Origin of the sequence: Winogradskyella psychrotolerans, from assembly GCF_018860545.1 — a bacterium.
Lineage (GTDB): Bacteria > Bacteroidota > Bacteroidia > Flavobacteriales > Flavobacteriaceae > Winogradskyella > Winogradskyella psychrotolerans_A.
In genome coordinates, this window is sequence record NZ_JAHKPN010000059.1 from 1 (window position 1) to 17,653 (window position 17,653).

Genomic DNA, 17,653 nt, shown 5'->3' on the forward strand with positions numbered 1-17,653 from the left:
ATCTCAGTTCTTTGTTGTAAAACGTTTTTTATTCTTTTTTTAAATCATTCCACAAAGAATATGCTCCAAGAAAAAGACCAAAAGGAATACACATTGTAAATAATCTATAATATTCATTAGAAGAAATAGCACTATATATAAAAATATAAATTAGAAATAAGGAACCAAACATTCCAAACATAGCAAATAGTCCGAGCATTATTCCTCCAACGTTTTTATTAAAACTATTGTTGCTTCGCATTTTAGTTGAGTTTATGTAAATACTCGAATAAAACAAATAGAGCATATGGTATGCCATATTTATACCTATAACTGCAATAATTCTATCTTGCCAATCATTTTCTCTCATAAAAAACAAAGAAAGTAGACTAAATCCAAGATTTATATATCCAATTATTTTATAATATTTTTTAATATCAAAGTCGGTCATTTAACTCTTTGCTTTTTTATTCCCCTTTTATTTTTTCAGGAATTCTAACCCAAATATTTACCACTTCAAAATGTCGATAAAACATTACCCAATTCGTCTTTTCCGAAATCAGAGTTACATCATCAGAACTCGGATATAAAAAATCAGTCCAATATTTTATGAATATTTCTTTCGTTGTTTTCAGCGTAATGTTCCGATGCCAAGTTATTATTATTTTTTCGTCCCATTTTTCCAGAGTCAATTCGAGTTGGTTTCTAAACCGTTCAATTTTCTCATCACTTTCTGCATTCGCACTTATCCAATCCGTTTGAGTAAATTTTTCTCTTAAATTATATTCCTGTTCGAAATAGTCAATGACCTTATTCAGTCTTTTCGATTCCATTTCAGAAACTGGTAGAATTTGTTTCTTTTCAGATTCAGAGATATCAGGACTATGAGTTTTTTCAAACCTCCAACCTAATTCAAATTCGTTTAAAGGAACTATTTCTCTATCGTCTACTTCTATGTTCAATGGTTGGTCTAAATGTTTTACAACGGTTTTGTGTATGNNAAACATTTACGAACCCGTGAATATTCCGCAGGAATATTCGCAAGTAGGCATAAATAAAGCAATTAATTATACACGGTGTTGTAAACAGTGCTTTATTCAGTTGTTATTGTTTCCAATTTCAGAAAACTTATATCAATCACTTCAGTTTTATCTTCAGATAATTTAAGTCCGATTTCATAATTTTCATTTTCTGGTGATTTAGTGAATATAATTGCATTTACAGGATGATGATAATATTGGAAATCGAATTTTGCATTTTTTTCAGTCAATCCTATTTTTATATTCATAGCGTCATTCCATTCCACATACGGATAAAGAGTAGATGATAAAGGACTTCTGTTTGCCGATTTATGCCATTTCTTAAATTCAAGTTTAGAATCCGAATTTTGATTGCAACTAATCGTTAAAAAACTAATAGTCAGAAATAAAGCAATTATTTTATTCATTCAGCATTATTTTATATCGTAAGAGTAGCGTTTCGCGCATTGTTTACAACTCGTTATATCATAACATAACCAATATCCCGTTTTTATCCGCGGATAACAGCAGTTTAAATTACTAATTTTTTTAGTTCTTAAATTTACGGAATAAATACAATACTATGAGTTCTAAGCATTACATATGGCTTAATCTTTTGTTTTCCGTTTCGCCACAAAAATACCATTAGGCTGTATGAATTTTACTTCATTAATAGATTTATCATCACTTTCTATAAATTCAATCTTAAAACCTTCTAGCGTTTTAAAATTAAATTTATGTGCTGCCGTTGGGATTAAGGCATATTCTGGTTGTCCAGGTACAAAAACATAAAGAACATTTTTATCTTTAATGTAGGCTTTAATTTCTGTTCCCATTAAATTGTATTCGCCAACATACTGTTCTAAAGTTTTAGCATCAACCTCTATGGTGTTCGGTGTACGTTTAAAGGCAATAGGATCTACTAAACCTTCAATATCTATACGTCCATAGTCAATGTCTCCTGCAACATTGGTACTAAAGTTTAGTTTTAAAGCATTTCCAATTTCTGTGGTATCTATTTTAGCGTTTTTCACGTCTATAAATTCAAAGGTGTCATAATGATAATGATGTAAATATTGTTTTAATCCGTTGAGTTCTGTAAATAGAGAATCGTTTTCTAATGTGATTTCAAACGTACCGTAACCTTTCTGTTCATAAGTACCAGTGTAATCTAATTTTGTATGTGATGGTGTGGTGTTTTTTACATTCGAAGTTTCCTTATCAGCTTTGGCGTTTTCCATCGCTTCTAAAGATTTTTCCAAATCATCTTTATGGTTTTGTGCCCATTCGGTTTTAGTAACATTGAGCATATAATCTGCGACAATATTTCTAATGAGTCTAGGGACTTGCGATCCGTTTTGGTTGGCTAAAACCACAATACCCAAGCTGTCTGATGGATATAAAGCCACACTCGCCGAAAACCCATCAATATTGCCACCATGTTCTACCATATAGTGCCCTTTGTATGAGTGTAAAAACCAACCATAACCGTAGTTGGCAAATTGTGCCTTTGGTAATTCTTTGGAAGGAAATCCTGCAGCAACCACCATTTGAGAACTCATGGCTTCTTTTATATAGTTTTCGGGTATAATTTGCTCATCTTTATATTTTCCGTCGTTTATCCAAGTTATTAACCATTTACTCATGTCGTTTACAGAACTGTTAATACTTCCTGCTGGAGACATACCAGCAATATCGTAATAATCCATTTTAGTAATCGTTCTATCGCTATCTAATTCGTAACCTAAAGCGGCGTTAGCACTCGATTTCATACCTGCAATAGTGGTTTTAGAACGGTCCATACCTAAGGGTTTAAAGAATTTGGTTTCAATATTTTCTTCCCAAGTGTTTCCTGTGATTCTTTCCGTAATAACACCTTGTAATAAAAATCCGAAGTTGTTGTAATACCATTGTTGGCGTACTCCTGTAAATGGTTCGTGATATTTTAGTTTTGCGACTAAACTATCTTTACTGTCACTAGGGAAAAAATACCACGAGCCATCATGCCTTGGTAAACCTGTGCTATGACGCATTAAATCTTTGATGATAATGTTATTGTTCATCTCGTCATTAAAAAAATCTAATTCCGGAATGTGTTGCCTAGGACGATCATCAAATGTCAGCTTGTTGTCTTCACGATGCAACCCTAAAAGCGCAGACGTGAATGCTTTGGTACTAGAACCAATAGCAAAAAGCGTGTTGGCATTAGCAGGAATTTTATTTTCATAATCGGCATAACCAAAACCTTTGGCGTAAATAATTTTGTCTCCTTCTACTATTGCTACAGCAAAACCTGGTGCTTTTGTACTTTCTAATACAGCATTGAATTGTTTTTCTATGCCTTTAAGGCGTTTGTCGGTTTGCGAAAACAAAATAGTAGACACTAGTGTTAACGCCATAATAAGTATTCGAGTTTTCATTTTTGATTGGTTTTAAGCGTGATATTAACCTGTTAGTATACAAACACTTCCGTAAGTTACTGTTTTTTAGCATAATTTTAAAAATTTACAATTCGTCATTAAAAAATAACATTTCGGTTATTTCAGTTTTTAAAACCAGAACTTGTGTTCGATATTTGTATCAAACAAAACCACTAACCATGAATATACTTTTAAAAATCATCATTACAGCTCTGATAAGTTTATTGAGTTTTCAGACTAAAGCACAAGACACCTATACCTTAACGGTAAACGTTGTAGAAGCCGACACTAACGACGGTAAAATGTTTATCGCGCTCTATAATGCCGAAGGGGATTTTTTAAAGACAAAATATAAAGCCACTATAAGTGCCATTAAGAATAAACAATGCACAATTACTTTCAATGGGATTCCTGAAGGGATTTATGCAGTTTCCGTTTTTCATGATGAAAATGATAACGGGAAAATGGATACTAATTTTATGCATATTCCTAAAGAAGACTACGGTTGTTCAAATGGAGCAACGGGTTTTATGGGACCACCAAAATGGGAGGATGCTAAATTTGACATCAAAGCAGATAAGACAATTACAATAACTTTATAATTTTAAAAACCAACAACACATGAAATATCTAATGATTATCGCAATATTCTTTGTTTCACCATTAATACAAGCACAGCCTAATTTTGAAAAAGGTATGGAAAAAGCCTTTAAACTTTGGCAAGCCGATAAAGCGGATGAAGCTGAAAATATGTTTGAACGTATTGCGAAAGCCGAACCTAAAGAATGGTTACCCAACTACTACATCGCTCAGATTAACAGTTTAAAAAGCTGGACAGAAAAAGATGCGACTGTTTTAAAAGCACAATTAGACAAAGCCCAACTACATATAGATGAGGCCATGTTAAAAAGTGAAAATAATGCCGAGTTATTGGTAATGCAAGCACAAGTGTTTACCAATTGGGTTGCTTTTGATGGGATGACGTATGGTATGAAATATAGTGGGAAAATAGCAGAGCTTTATGAAAGAGCATTGGCGATAGATCCCACAAACCCTAGAGCAGCTTTAGGAAAAGCAGAATGGGCAATGGGAAGTGCTAAATATTTTGGAAAAGACACGGCGCCTTACTGTAAAGAGGTAGAAGCTTCCATAGAACTTTTTAATACCTTTAAACCAGAGAGCGAATTACATCCTAATTGGGGAAAAGAACGTGCTGTAGCCGTAGCAAAAGATTGTAAAGCTTAATAATAAATTATATGAAGTCATTAAAAAAAATAATTCTAACATTCGCCATAGGCTGTGTGGTATTTGTAATTGGGAACCTTTTATCAGATGGTTTTAAATACGATTCTTTTAATGACTTTTTAATTCAATTCGGGTTTTATCAATTGTATGCCTTTGTTCTAGGGTATTCTAATATGGCATTTTTCGATTATATGGAAAAGCGAACTTGGACTAAAGGAGATTACGCAAAGCGCATCATTATTGGCATCATTGGAAGTACCTTTATAACTCTCGTTGGTCTTTTCTTTTTACGAGCCGGGACGTCTGTGTTTTATTATGGTAATGACTTTACTAAGTTTATACAAAATGAAACTTGGAAAGCCTATTCGTTTGGTGTATGGATTACATTAAGTATTGTCACTGTTTTTCATGTGGTTTATTTCTATAATCGCTATCAGAAGAATAAAATTAAAGAGCAAAAAGTTATTGCAGGTACGGCAAGTGCCAAGTTTGATGCGCTTAAGAATCAGTTAGATCCTCATTTTTTGTTCAATAGTTTAAATGTATTAACGAGTTTAATTGAGGAAAATCCTGAAAATGCTCAAAAGTTTACCACCTCTTTATCAAAAGTGTATCGTTATGTTTTAGAACAGAAAAGTAAAGAACTAGTTACGGTTGACGAAGAATTGAATTTTGCCAGAACCTACATGTCGCTTTTAAAAATGCGATTTGAGGACAGTATCATTTTCGAGATTCCAGATCAGGCTTCAAACCCTGAAAGTAAAGTGGTGCCTTTATCCTTGCAATTGTTGTTAGAAAATGCCGTAAAACATAATATGGTAACATCGAGTAAACCATTGCATGTTAAAATTTATGAAGATGGTAATCACTTGGTGGTAATGAATAATTTGCAACCCAAACAAATAGTAAAGAAGAGTAGTGGAGTTGGTTTAGAAAACATAAAACAACGGTACCAATTACTTACAAATAAAAAAGTACACATCAATCAACGAGAAAAGGATTTTGCCGTGGCAATTCCAATGCTCACAAAACAAGTATCAATCATGAGAACAATACAAAAATCACCTAAACATCTTAACGACGATTATGTAAGAGCACGCAAACGTGTAGAGGAATTAAAAGCCTTTTACTATAGTTTAATTTCTTATGTATTTGTAATCCCATTTCTAGTATTTATATGGTATAATTATTCTTATATGACCATTCAGTGGTTTTGGTTTCCAGCCTTTGGTTGGGGATTGAGTTTGGCTTTTCAGGCGTATAGAGTCTTTGTAGACGATGGAGCGCTAGGATCTGGATGGGAAAAACGAAAAATTGAAGAGTACATGCGTAAAGAAGATGAACGTAAACGTTGGAATTAAACACTTGGATTATGGACAGTAATAAATCAAATTTTAGAAAAGCGAAGCATAAGGTTGAAAAATTAAAGCGTTTTTACACGCACTTAGCAGTTTATTTTATAATTAATTCTATTATAACTGCCGTAAAAGTAATGAGTCATATGAATATTGGAGGAACATTTGAAGAGGCCTTTTTTAGCTTCTCTACGATGGCTTCATGGTTAGTTTGGGGATTGGTCATTGCTATACATGCGTTTTCTGTATTTGGACTGCCACTTATTGTTGGCGACGATTGGGAAGAACGAAAGATACAGCAGTTTATGAATGAAGAATTTGAACACAATAAAAAATATAAGTAATGGAGAAGTTTGAAATAGAATCTTACGAAGACCATAATGAATCTTCCGATTTTAGAAATGAAGAAGCCTATTTAAGAGCAAAGAAAAAGGTAGATGCTATTGTTGGTTTTTACTGGCATTTGGCGGTTTACGTTATTGTGAATTTGTTTCTCATAATTCTCATAGGAGTTAATTCTTCAGAAGGGTTTACAGGCTTTGGACCCTATGCTACGGCTTTTTTCTGGGGCATAGGATTAGCATTTCATTTTCTAGGCGTATTTGGCACTAATTTCCTCTTTGGAAAGCAATGGGAAAAGCGAAAGATTCAAGAATTTATGGAAAAGGAAGAGGAGAATTGGGAATAGGTTTTAGTTGAGAGTTAAGAGTTATGAGTGAAAAGTGAAAAGTGAAGCGTGATGAGTTGAAAGTGGGACGTGAAGATGGAAGTGAAAAATATAGAAAATGAATAACAAGGAAAAAGAACAGCTAAGAACGGCAAAAGCTAAGGTGAGGAGAATTAAAATATTCTATATCCACTTAGCAGGATATATCATTGGTATAGGGCTTATTTTATATAATCTTTATATTGTTGCAGGCCCTTATAAAAATAATATTATCAGCTTAAATCTAAGTATAATAGTGGCTTGGACCATTTTTATTGTTATCCACGGACTAAATGTTTTTAAAGATAAACGCATTTTTAATAAGCGCTGGGAAGAGAAAAAAATAGAACAATTTCTAGAGAAAAAGGAAGAAGACACCACCTTTTGGGAATAAAATATATTGATAAATTAAGGAATCATTTTATATAATTTTTAAATCATGAATGTAATCATAATAGAAGACGAAAAACCATCAGCAAGACGATTACAACGTATGCTAAAAGCTGGAGATCTAAATGCTGAAACGATGTTGCATTCGGTTGAGGAATCTATAGCGTGGTTTCAAAATAATGAGCATCCCGATTTGATTTTTTTAGACATTCAGTTAAGCGACGGATTGTCTTTTGAGATTTTTGAAGCTATTGAGATTAAGTCGGCAGTTATTTTTACAACAGCTTATGATGAATATGCCTTAAAAGCCTTCAAATTAAATAGTATAGATTACTTATTAAAACCCATTGATGATGAGGATTTAAAGACGGCTGTTGAAAAATACAAAGGGAGATTACCTCAAAATCAATCCGTAACCTTAGATTTTAATGATATTAAAAATTTACTTGTAAATCCTATAGAGCGCGAATACAAAAAACGGTTTTCAGTAAAAGTGGGGCAACACCTCAAACTTATAAATATTGAAGATATTGAATGTATTTACAGCGAAAACAAAGGCACCTATGCCTTCACATCCGAAGGTCGAAATTATCTTTTAGACGCGACGTTAGATGAGTTAGAAACCGAATTAGAACCCGATGTGTTCTTCCGGATAAGTAGAAAATTCTATGTTAATATCAATGCCATAAAAGATATGGTGAGTTATACCAATTCCCGACTTCAAATAAAACTCAACCGTTTTAGTGAACAAGATATTATAGTAGCAAGAGAACGTGTAAAGGACTTTAAAAATTGGCTAGAGTAAATATCGGATATATATACTTTTTATGTTACCCGATAAAATTGTATCTTTGTGGTATGTGGGACGTGAATACAACATATCGCAAGGATTTAGACGGTACATTTAGTAGATTGTTAGACAAGGTTAAGGTTTTAAATGCTGCCAGACCGTTGCCCAATATTGTATTGCAAAATATTAAGGAAGCCCTTCTTATAGAATGGACTTATAATAGTAATAGTATTGAAGGTAATACACTTAGTTTACGTGAAACTCAAATGGTGTTACAGGAAGGTGTTACCATTAAAGGGAAGTCACTTCGAGAGCATTTTGAAGCTAAAAATCATGAAACCGCAATTCATAAGTTTTATGCATTAGTTAGAGATGATTATGTTCTAAACGCTAAAGATATTTTAGAGCTTCATGGTTTGGTGCTGCGTTCTATAGAAGATGATTATGCTGGTCGTTTGCGTAATGCAGGTGTGCGTATTTCAGGTGCTAATTTTGTGCCACCCAATGCTCGTAAAGTTTCAGAGTATTTAGACTCCCTAATACATTATATAAATAATAACCCACAAGAGCTCAATCCTATTGAGTTGGCTACGGTATTTCATCATAAGTTTGTTTGGATTCATCCATTTTTTGATGGTAATGGTCGTACCATTCGGCTTGCCATGAATTTACTACTAATGCGTCATGGTTTTCCGCCAGCCATTATTTTAGCTAATGATAGAGCCAAATATTACGCAGCATTAAACCAAGCTAATACTGGTAATTACAGTAAACTGATGCTGTTAATGGGGCAAGCTTGTGAACGGTCGTTAAATATATATATGAGTGCTATTCCTGGTTCTGATAAAAACTATCAGGCGATTTCTAATATTGTTGAAGAGCCTGAGGTGCCTTACAGCCAAGAATATGTAAGTTTATTAGCGCGCCAAGGTAAAATAGATGCGCATAAAGAAGGACGTAATTGGTACACAACGAAAGAGGCGGTTCTGAGTTATATGAGTGCTAAAGGGAAATAATTATATGAAGACATAGACATTACATCGTTTTTGTCTTCATTTTTCTATTCTATCACGCGGGCTTTATACAATTCAATCGCTTTTAAATAATTTTGAGCACCTTTCAGGCTTAAATCATGAACAAAGCCATCCAATTCTGGATGATTAACCTCAATCCAGTTGACAAGGGTTTCTACTTCTTTAGCCCAAATTTTCCAGTCCACATTACTACAATCTAGCCCTTCAATTTTTGATATTTTTCCAGATTGAAACTGAAATTTACGTCGACATATCATGGGATTATTCTTCAGGAATTCAAATTTTGAACAACTTATGGAAATTGTCGCAATACACTCATTATTGGTTTGGTCAATTGAAATCAATTTGTATTTAGGCCTAAAAACAGAATCCCATTGAAATTGTTGATAATACGTCTCTGGTGAGAACACCGTTCTGTAATCCCCATTAATTGTAGTAAGTGTATCTGATATTACATTTTTTATCTGTTCGTAATTAGACGTTTTAAAACCTGCGAAATATTCAGTTACAACGTCAAATTCTGTAGGTTGTTTTTTTGAACAACTTACAAATACTATGAAAATGGAAATGTATAAAGTGTATTTCATTGATTCATATCTTAAAAAAAACAGCAGTTAATACCCATGCACTTAACTTTCTAACGTCGAGCTTAGTTTTTCTTTGCGACTTTGCATTTTCGCGAGTATTTCTTTTTAGTCTAAGCTCTATTTCTCAGAGTCGTCTATCCGATTATCATCAAAAGCAGACGGTAATAACTTAGGGATAAATTTTATAAACAACGGTAAAAGCAACATGCCACCAGGCAGCATAAAGATGGCCAAACTTGGTATCGATTTAAAAATGTCTAATAACTGCGTCTGAATTTTCTTTTGCTCTTCATCAGAAAGGTTCCGCTGTGTAGATTGGGTCAATAAATATAAGGCTTCTTTGCTTTCAGATAATTCTTTAATTAAGCGTTTACTATTACGGTTAATCAGTTTTGAAACGACTTTACTACTGTTGTCATAAAAACTTTGTGCTAAATTTTTGGAGCTCAAAAAAGCAACATCTTCTTTATGTTCGTTGTAAAATAGATTGATGTCATTTACCGATTTTACAATAATGGTATGGTCTATGGCTAAGTCTGTTTTTAATTGATCTAAAAAATCTTGTTCTTCTCTGTCAATAACCTTGTCTGTCCATGATGCCATACAGACTAAATCTATAACATATAATTTTTCTAATGGTTCAGATATAATAGCAATAGCATCATTATAAGTGAGAAGTTCAGCGTTTTTATAACGAATAGAACTTTCAAACAGTTTTATGAGGTTTTCGTCGTAATCCGATTTATTGGACTTATTCTCAATAACGGAAAAAACAATAGTTTCTAATGCAGATTCAAGTTTTTCAACATAGTTTTTAATGTTGTGTTCTTCTTTTAAAAATCGTTGATAACCTAAGATGTCTACAAATAAAAGGGCGTTAATTAAGAAGTAATTAAAGTTTTTGGTAATAAAATTATCATCAATATGAATGCGTTTGTGAATGATACTTTCTAACAAACTATCTGGTGATTTGTCGCTAAATAGATCTTCAAAAAAGGAACGCTTTTGGTCACTTATGGACTTGTAATATCTAATAAGGCTTTCCGCAAATTTTACTTCCGTGTTTTCCTTATTGTAAATATAGTGGAAGCCTATAAGTAAATTAATCTTACAACGCTCTTCTTCACTAAGTTCAAAGGGTTTAATAATATCTAATACGACTTTAATATTACTCCCATATATAAATCCGGCACGTTTTAAATTAATATAAAACACATCTGTTTCAGTCTGAGAATACACAGTTTCAGAAACTTGATTTAGTAATTTTTTTATCCAGCCGTTAGCCGATGGATTCATAGTAAACGATTTGAAAGGCCAAAGTTAATTTTTTTCCTGAAAAACCCTTAATTTATTTCATTAACAAAATTTTAACAAAACCGCTATTTATATTTTTTCGTAGGTAGAGCAGAGACATTAAAACTAACAAAATCTCAGAAATTATGAAGAAAACAAAAATTTTAATCGCAGCGGCAATTTTAGGAATTGGAACATTCGTTGCTATTGCAGCAGATCACATTGATGCTCCTGCTGTACAAGGTGGTACAAGTGATATCACAGACTTTTATGCCTTTAGGGGTGAAAACACATCAAATTTAGTATTGGTTGCCAACGTGCAAGGACTATTAACTCCAGGTAATACGGCAGCAGCTTCATTTGATGAAAATGTATTATTGGAATTTAATATCGATACCGATGGAGACACTGTTGAAGATTTAGTTATCCAAGCCACACCAAGAGATGGTAAAATGTATTTCTTTGGGCCAACCGCTCCATCGTCAACGGGCTTAAATAGTACAATTGTGACAACAACTACGAATGCAGGTGTTGTGGATATTACAAATTATGGTGAAACTGCAATGGTTGAAGAATTTGCTGGTATGAAATTCTTTGCAGGTCCAAGAGATGACCCTTTCTTTTTCGATTTTAACAAATACACAGAAATTATTGCAGGAGATGCAACTGGATTTGATAGTCCTGGTGACGATACGTTTGCAGGATCTAATGTATTATCTGTAGTGGTTGAGGTACCGAAATCTATGATAGGAGGAACTGGCACGATTAACACGTGGGTAGAATCTAAGAGAAAACAATAATTTAAAAATAAGTAGTCAGGATGATGCCTTCATGTTTTCATTTGAAAATAATGTAAAAACAAAAAAGGTGATTCATGATAATCATTAATAATAAAATTTAAATACTATGAAATTCAACAATATAAAACTATTTGCAGTTGCAATTTTAGCGTCAATGACAGCTATTAACTGTAGTAACGACGACGATAATACTGTAACTCCATCAGCGCCAGACTTTGCAGGAACTTATGTTCAGGAAGACCAAATGGGACGACCTGCAATTAATACGGTTTTTGTAAACGACGGTATGAAAGATGCTTTTAATACCACAACACCTTCAGATATGGGAGCGTTGTTTCAAAGTGCTTTTCAAACAAAATTAGAAACCTTAAGTCCTGCATATGATCCTGCAAACCCAGATGATGCCAATGCTTTAGGTTTTACCGCAGCACAATTTACAGGAGTTTTAGCAACTGATGTGCTTACTGTGTCTTTAGATGCACCAACAACATTTTTTGATGGCACAAATATTTTAACCGGTAGAAACTTAACTGATGATGTCATCGATGTAGAATTGATATTAATTTTTGGTGGTGAAGAAGGCTTAACAAACCCAGAATACCCAGGATTAGTAAGTGATAGTGTCTCGGCTAATGATAAAGATTTTTTGACGTCTTTCCCTTACTTAGCGTCTCCGTGGTAAGTAATTGATGAGTAACCTAAAATGAGGTCGAGAGATCTCATTTTAGATTATTAATACGTACCGCAATACCAATTAACAAAACTCAAAAAACAGACTATTATGAAACTCAAAAACATACTTCCCATTTTTATAACCTTACTGATGCTTAGTTGTAACTCTAATACCGTTACTAACCAAGCTGATTATAGCCCATACTTTTCTACAGAAATAGACCGAACCAAACTTTTAGAGGATGTCAATTTTTGGACTACTAGAATTGAAAATAGTACCAGTTCATATTCGTATTTAATCAGTCGTGCTAATGCCAACACAGAGGTGTTTAATGTTACTGGTGAAATTGACTATTTAATTAAGGCTGAGGAAGATCTTCTTGAAGCCAACAAAATTGTTAAGGATAGTGACGCAGGACTCTTAAAAAATATAGCTGCAAATTACATTTCACAACACCGTTTTAAAGAGGCTTTAGTCTTACTTAAAAAAGCAGAAGCGAATGGTGCAAAATTGAATGGGACTAAAAAAATGCTATTTGATGTACATTTAGAATTAGGAAACTACATCTATGCAGAAGCCTATTTAAAAGATTTAAAAAACACTTCTAGTTTTGATTATCTCATTCGTTTATCAAAATTAGAAGATCATAAAGGAAATTTAGATGGAGCTATTGAACACATGGAAAAAGCCATGGCTATAGCCGAGTCATCGAATTTAAAAGGGATGAAATTATGGTCATACACTAACATTGCAGATTTTTATGGTCATGCAGGTGATATCGATAAGTCGTATTCTTATTTCTTAAAAGCTTTAGAATTAGATCCTAATAATGCCTATGCTAAAAAAGGTATTGCTTGGATTGTGTATTCTCATGAAAAGAATCCGGAGGAAGCGTTAAATATCTTAAATCACATAACGTCTTATCACAATACTCCAGATTACGATTTATTAAAAGCAGAAATTGCTGAGTATAATAATGATTTAAAATTGAAAGCAGAATTTTTAACCAACTATCAAGCAGCTGTTAAAAATGATAGGTATGGAGCCATGTATAATAAGTATAATGTGATGGTATTTTCAGAAGATTTATTAATACCAGAACGTGCCTTAGAAATTGCTATGCAAGAAGTTGAGAACAGGCCAACACCACAATCGTATGATTTGTTAGCATGGAGTTATTTTAAATTAGGAGATATAAAGAGGGCTAATAACATTACAGAAGAATTTGTAGATGGAAAAACCTTTGAGCCAGCTGTATTGTATCATGTTGCTGAAATCTATAAAGCAGCAGGTAAAACAGCCGAAATTCAACCGTTAAAAACTGAGCTTTTAGCGAGTATTTATGAATTAGGACCTACGATGGTTTCAAAGATAAATCAGCTATAATTCCTACAAATTTACAGCAGATTATTTATGTTTGTTGTCGTGTAATTTTTAAAATAATTCTCAAAAAAATAGAATGAAACAGATTAACATTTTAATACTTTTTATCAGTTGTTTTGCCTTTACGGCATACGGCCAAAACGTAAAAGGACGTGTTGTAAATGAATTAAATCAGCCTTTAGAAGCAGCATATATTTATAACCAAACTTCAGAAAGTCATGCGCATACCTCAGAAAATGGTGTGTTTGTTATAGCAAAAACTCAATTAGGAGATTCTCTTCGAATTGGATTATTAGGGTATAAAACCAGAATTGTAGCTTTAGGCTCACTCGAAAACTTAAATTTTATTCTAGAAGAAAAAGCATTTCAGTTAGATGAAATGATGATTACCGAAGAGTTGAATACGGTAAGTACCATTTCGAGATTAGACTTAAATATCACTCCTGTGAATTCTTCGCAAGAAGTCTTACGAAAAGTGCCTGGTTTATTTATAGGTCAGCATGCAGGAGGTGGCAAAGCAGAACAGATATTTCTTCGTGGATTTGATATCGATCACGGTACTGATATCGCACTGTCAGTTGATGGAATGCCCGTAAATATGGTGTCGCATGCTCATGGTCAGGGGTATAGTGATTTACATTTTGTAATTCCAGAAACGGTAAACAAAATAGATTTTGGTAAAGGTGGTTATTATGCGCAAGAAGGAGATTTTAATACCGCAGGCTACGTTAATTTTAAAACTAAAGATTATCTAAAAGATAGCGAGGTTTCATTTTCTGTAGGACAATTTAATTCGTTGAGAACGGTTGGTTTATTCAATCTAATAGAAAACACGACCAATCAAAATGCCTATGTCGCTATGGAATACATTGCTACAGATGGTCCTTATGATTCTCCTCAGAATTTTAACCGTTTCAACCTCTTTGGTAAATACGTGATGTTTTCACCAGAAAATGATAAACTGACGTTAACAGCTTCGCATTTTACAAGCCGTTGGGATGCTTCAGGGCAAATTCCACAGCGTGAAGTGGATAACGGAAACATTTCGCGTTTTGGAGCTATTGATGATACTGAAGGTGGACAAACCGAACGTACCAATCTTAATGTCACGTTTGATAAATATATTAATGATAATACCAGTTTAAGTGCCAATGCCTTCTACTCGCATTATGCCTTTGAGTTGTATTCAAATTTTACCTTCTTTTTGGAAGATCCTATTAACGGAGATCAAATATTTCAAAAGGAAGATCGGAATATTTTTGGAGCCCATACAGCCATTACACATACTACATTTCTAGGTGATATAGAACTGAAATTGACGACTGGTTTAGGCTTAAGACATGATATTGCTGATGATGTAGAATTATCTCGAACATTAAATAGATCAACGACTTTAGAAAACATTCAACTAGGAGATATCAACCAAACGAATATTGATGCTTTTGTGAATGCTGAATTTGAGTTCGGTAAATTTAAAGTAGCACCAGCGTTACGTTTAGACTATTTCAAGTTTATGTATAATGATGCGTTACAAACCGATTATCAGACATTATCAGAAACTAAAACAATTGTGAGTCCGAAGTTGAATTTTTTCTACAATGCACAAGATAATCTACAGTTGTATTTAAAATCAGGGTTAGGATTTCATTCCAATGATACCAGAGTAGTGGTTGCTAATGGAGGCGAGGATATTTTGCCACGTTCTTATGGAGCCGATTTAGGTTCTGTATGGAAACCCTTTCCAAAGTTGGTTGTAAACTCTGCATTATGGTATTTGTTTTTAGAACAAGAGTTTGTGTATGTCGGTGATGCAGGTATTGTAGAACCAAGTGGAAAAACGAGACGTTATGGACTAGATTTAGGGTTGCGTTACCAGTTAACCGATTGGTTGTTTTTAGATTCAGATGCCACTATTACCAAGGCGAGAAGCGTAGATGATCCGGATGGTGAAAACTATATTCCATTAGCACCAGATTTTACATTAACAGGTGGTTTATCAGTTGATGATCTTAACGGATTTTCTGGAGGCTTACGTTTTAGATATTTAGATGATAGAGCAGCAAATGAAGATAACTCCATTGTCGCAGAAGGGTATATGGTCACAGATTTTAATGTGAATTATAAATTGAACAACATGACATTTGGTTTTGCGATTGAAAACTTGTTTGATGTGGAGTGGAATGAAACCCAATTTGCTACAGAATCGCGATTACAAAACGAAGCACAGTCGGTTGAAGAAATACACTTTACACCAGGGACACCATTCTTTTTAAAAGGAACGGTAAGTTATAGATTTTAAAAAGCTTTCAACCCCTTAATTTGTGGGGAAGCAGATTAAGTTAAGTTGATTGGTTGCTAGCAAAAAAGATGAATCTGGCGTTAGGGTTTAGATTGATCGTGTCATGAGTTACTCATGATGTTTTTTGAGTTTTTTTGTTAGTTAAGACACCTGCTCGAAAGAGTGGGTGTTCTTAGTTTCATATAGAACAGCAACACTAAGTTTACTAAAGAAGAACTAGGTTTTAAGATTTATTCAAGTTCTACTAACTGAATTTCGTTTGTACCGAGTCTCGTAAAAGTACCAATAACGATATCTTGATTTTCCAATAGTGCCTCTAGCGCTTCACATAAGGTATTACAATCGATATCAATTTGATTCAGTAATTGGTAACCTGAATCGGTAGTCACAAAAACGTTGTCGTTTAGTTTTAAATTGATGTCAAATTCAGTTTCCGCAGGTATTTCTTGTGCCGCTATAACTTCAAGGAGTGTGTATTTATATGAACCAGCATCAGCCGCTGGATTGCCGATTTGATCAATTCTCACAGAAAGATCATAGATATATCCAGGCACATAATCAAAACCTTCAATGAAGGAGGAGAAGTTGTTCCAACTTTCTGTTCCAAAGGTATCACCATATTGCACAAGTAATGTTAAAACGGGCTCCAAGCCTACAGCTGTATTTTGATAATGATTAATACGCATGGTCGTTATTTCAGAAGCCGTGACATCATCATCAGAACAAGCGCATAATAGACCAATGGTCATTACCAATAGAAGGTGTTTTTTCATAATCGTATACATTGAATGGTTTTTATGGTAGATGCAGAAAAGACTTAAGGATTGCGTCAAAATCGGAGAGAATTTTTTATGACGTTTAGAACTGAGCGCTAAATTTTACATACCTTAAGGTTATTGGCTTGAATTACTCCTTTGTTTGTTAGTGTTACTCCGCTCTCCATGTCTTCTCATATGCTATAAGCTTGTTTTAAGCATTTTATAAGCATGCTATAACCACGCTATAACCTGTATTATAATTTTTTGTATATTGCTGTATTGTAGGTGTTTAACTTAAATATTGGTGTTATGGCACAACAGACCGGAATTATCCCTTTAGTAGGAACCTTAAATGGTATTAATTTTTATTATTTGAATGGTAAGCCGATTGCACGAAAAGCGGGAGGTGGGTTTACTAAAAAAGCAATAAAGACAAAGGCTAGTATGCAGCGTGTGCGCGAAAATGCCAACGAGTTTGGGCATTGTTCTGCGGTGAATAAAGCGTTTAGATCTGCTTTGGCTCCTTTCTATAAGGGCTACAGGTTTACGCATTTTCATAGTCGTTTGATGGGCTTGTTTACGCGTATAAAGGTTTTAGATACGACGCATAAACGTGGGGAACGCTGTGTTGCTGATGGGATAGGGCAGGCACATGGCTTTCAGTTATTACAACAGTTTAATTATACACCAGCTTGTGATGTGCGGCAGGTGTTGCCTTTTGAGTTTCGTGTTTCTGACACTGATTTAGCTTTGAGTATTGCTGATTTTGATATTGCGCAGGTGGACTTTGTGGAAGGTGCTACTCATATGGCACTGACGTATGGTGTTTTGGATTTTGATTTTGACAGTTTAAATTACGCCTTGCATTTAGCGCCTCCTTTGGTTTTAGATCGTTCTTACGTGGGTTCTACGGTGACTTTAG

General features: G+C 34.0%; 19 protein-coding genes and 1 pseudogene. 13 read left to right on the top strand and 7 right to left on the bottom strand.

The window, feature by feature from the left end; all coding sequences use genetic code 11:
• Positions 1-28: 28 nt before the first annotated feature.
• The 4 genes from KO515_RS18650 to KO515_RS18665 form a co-directional block, all read right to left on the bottom strand.
• Entirely contained in the window at positions 29-430 is a 402-nt protein-coding gene (locus KO515_RS18650; RefSeq protein WP_215937859.1) for a hypothetical protein, read from the bottom strand.
• A 16-nt stretch (positions 431-446) separates the two neighbouring features.
• Positions 447-941, bottom strand: coding sequence for a DUF2947 family protein (locus KO515_RS18655; RefSeq protein ID WP_215937860.1), 495 nt, complete (start codon positions 939-941; stop codon positions 447-449).
• A gap of 131 nt (positions 942-1,072) precedes the next feature.
• The gene (locus KO515_RS18660; RefSeq protein ID WP_215937861.1) at positions 1,073-1,426 is read right to left on the bottom strand and encodes a hypothetical protein; all 354 of its coding nucleotides are present in this window, start codon (positions 1,424-1,426) and stop codon (positions 1,073-1,075) included.
• A gap of 180 nt (positions 1,427-1,606) precedes the next feature.
• Complete coding sequence (locus KO515_RS18665; RefSeq protein WP_215937862.1) at positions 1,607-3,418, bottom strand: serine hydrolase; 1,812 nt, start codon at positions 3,416-3,418, stop codon at positions 1,607-1,609.
• A gap of 179 nt (positions 3,419-3,597) precedes the next feature.
• On the opposite strand from KO515_RS18665, the gene KO515_RS18670 reads away from it, so the two are divergent.
• The 8 genes from KO515_RS18670 to KO515_RS18705 all read left to right on the top strand — a co-directional run bounded on the left by KO515_RS18670 (position 3,598) and on the right by KO515_RS18705 (position 8,920).
• Positions 3,598-4,020 (top strand): DUF2141 domain-containing protein, encoded by a 423-nt coding sequence (locus tag KO515_RS18670; protein ID WP_215937863.1) that lies wholly within the window; start codon positions 3,598-3,600, stop codon positions 4,018-4,020.
• Between the two features lie 19 nt (positions 4,021-4,039).
• The gene (locus tag KO515_RS18675; protein WP_215937864.1) at positions 4,040-4,663 is read left to right on the top strand and encodes a tetratricopeptide repeat protein; all 624 of its coding nucleotides are present in this window, start codon (positions 4,040-4,042) and stop codon (positions 4,661-4,663) included.
• 11 nt (positions 4,664-4,674) lie between these two features.
• Positions 4,675-6,024: a histidine kinase gene (locus KO515_RS18680; protein ID WP_215937865.1), complete on the top strand. Its 1,350-nt coding sequence runs from the start codon at positions 4,675-4,677 to the stop codon at positions 6,022-6,024.
• A gap of 11 nt (positions 6,025-6,035) precedes the next feature.
• Positions 6,036-6,362, top strand: a complete 327-nt coding sequence (locus tag KO515_RS18685; protein WP_215937866.1) for a 2TM domain-containing protein — start codon at positions 6,036-6,038, stop codon at positions 6,360-6,362.
• On the top strand, positions 6,362-6,706 hold the full coding sequence (locus tag KO515_RS18690) for a 2TM domain-containing protein (protein WP_215937867.1): 345 nt from the start codon (positions 6,362-6,364) through the stop codon (positions 6,704-6,706). Before KO515_RS18685 ends, KO515_RS18690 begins: the two co-directional genes overlap by 1 nt.
• A 97-nt stretch (positions 6,707-6,803) precedes the next feature.
• Entirely contained in the window at positions 6,804-7,118 is a 315-nt protein-coding gene (locus KO515_RS18695) for a 2TM domain-containing protein (protein WP_178983928.1), read from the top strand.
• A gap of 45 nt (positions 7,119-7,163) precedes the next feature.
• The gene (locus tag KO515_RS18700) at positions 7,164-7,919 is read left to right on the top strand and encodes a LytR/AlgR family response regulator transcription factor (RefSeq protein WP_215937868.1); all 756 of its coding nucleotides are present in this window, start codon (positions 7,164-7,166) and stop codon (positions 7,917-7,919) included.
• A gap of 53 nt (positions 7,920-7,972) precedes the next feature.
• Positions 7,973-8,920 carry a Fic family protein gene (locus KO515_RS18705; RefSeq protein ID WP_215937869.1) on the top strand — a complete coding sequence of 316 codons (948 nt, stop codon included), beginning with the start codon at positions 7,973-7,975 and terminating at the stop codon, positions 8,918-8,920.
• Between the two features lie 44 nt (positions 8,921-8,964).
• Here the strand turns inward: KO515_RS18705 and KO515_RS18710 are convergent, their stop codons facing one another.
• Both KO515_RS18710 and KO515_RS18715 read right to left on the bottom strand, forming a co-directional pair.
• On the bottom strand, positions 8,965-9,525 hold the full coding sequence (locus tag KO515_RS18710) for a hypothetical protein (protein ID WP_215937870.1): 561 nt from the start codon (positions 9,523-9,525) through the stop codon (positions 8,965-8,967).
• Positions 9,526-9,642: 117 nt separating this feature from the next.
• A complete protein-coding gene (locus tag KO515_RS18715; protein ID WP_215937871.1) occupies positions 9,643-10,821 on the bottom strand; it encodes an LETM1-related biofilm-associated protein in 1,179 nt (392 codons plus the stop codon).
• A gap of 143 nt (positions 10,822-10,964) precedes the next feature.
• Between KO515_RS18715 and KO515_RS18720 the strand changes: the two genes are divergently transcribed.
• From KO515_RS18720 to KO515_RS18735, 4 genes are all read left to right on the top strand, one after another.
• Complete coding sequence (locus tag KO515_RS18720) at positions 10,965-11,618, top strand: DUF4331 family protein (RefSeq protein WP_215937872.1); 654 nt, start codon at positions 10,965-10,967, stop codon at positions 11,616-11,618.
• A 106-nt stretch (positions 11,619-11,724) separates the two neighbouring features.
• The gene (locus tag KO515_RS18725) at positions 11,725-12,300 is read left to right on the top strand and encodes a DUF4331 family protein (protein ID WP_215937873.1); all 576 of its coding nucleotides are present in this window, start codon (positions 11,725-11,727) and stop codon (positions 12,298-12,300) included.
• A gap of 99 nt (positions 12,301-12,399) precedes the next feature.
• Positions 12,400-13,677 (top strand): tetratricopeptide repeat protein, encoded by a 1,278-nt coding sequence (locus KO515_RS18730; RefSeq protein ID WP_215937874.1) that lies wholly within the window; start codon positions 12,400-12,402, stop codon positions 13,675-13,677.
• Between the two features lie 73 nt (positions 13,678-13,750).
• Entirely contained in the window at positions 13,751-15,973 is a 2,223-nt protein-coding gene (locus KO515_RS18735) for a TonB-dependent receptor (protein WP_215937875.1), read from the top strand.
• A 230-nt stretch (positions 15,974-16,203) separates the two neighbouring features.
• Here KO515_RS18735 and KO515_RS18740 read toward each other — a convergent pair whose 3' ends face one another.
• Positions 16,204-16,746, bottom strand: a complete 543-nt coding sequence (locus KO515_RS18740; protein ID WP_215937876.1) for a DUF4377 domain-containing protein — start codon at positions 16,744-16,746, stop codon at positions 16,204-16,206.
• Between the two features lie 294 nt (positions 16,747-17,040).
• On the opposite strand from KO515_RS18740, the pseudogene KO515_RS18745 reads away from it, so the two are divergent.
• A pseudogene (locus KO515_RS18745) lies at positions 17,041-17,653 on the top strand (hypothetical protein); the annotation flags it as partial.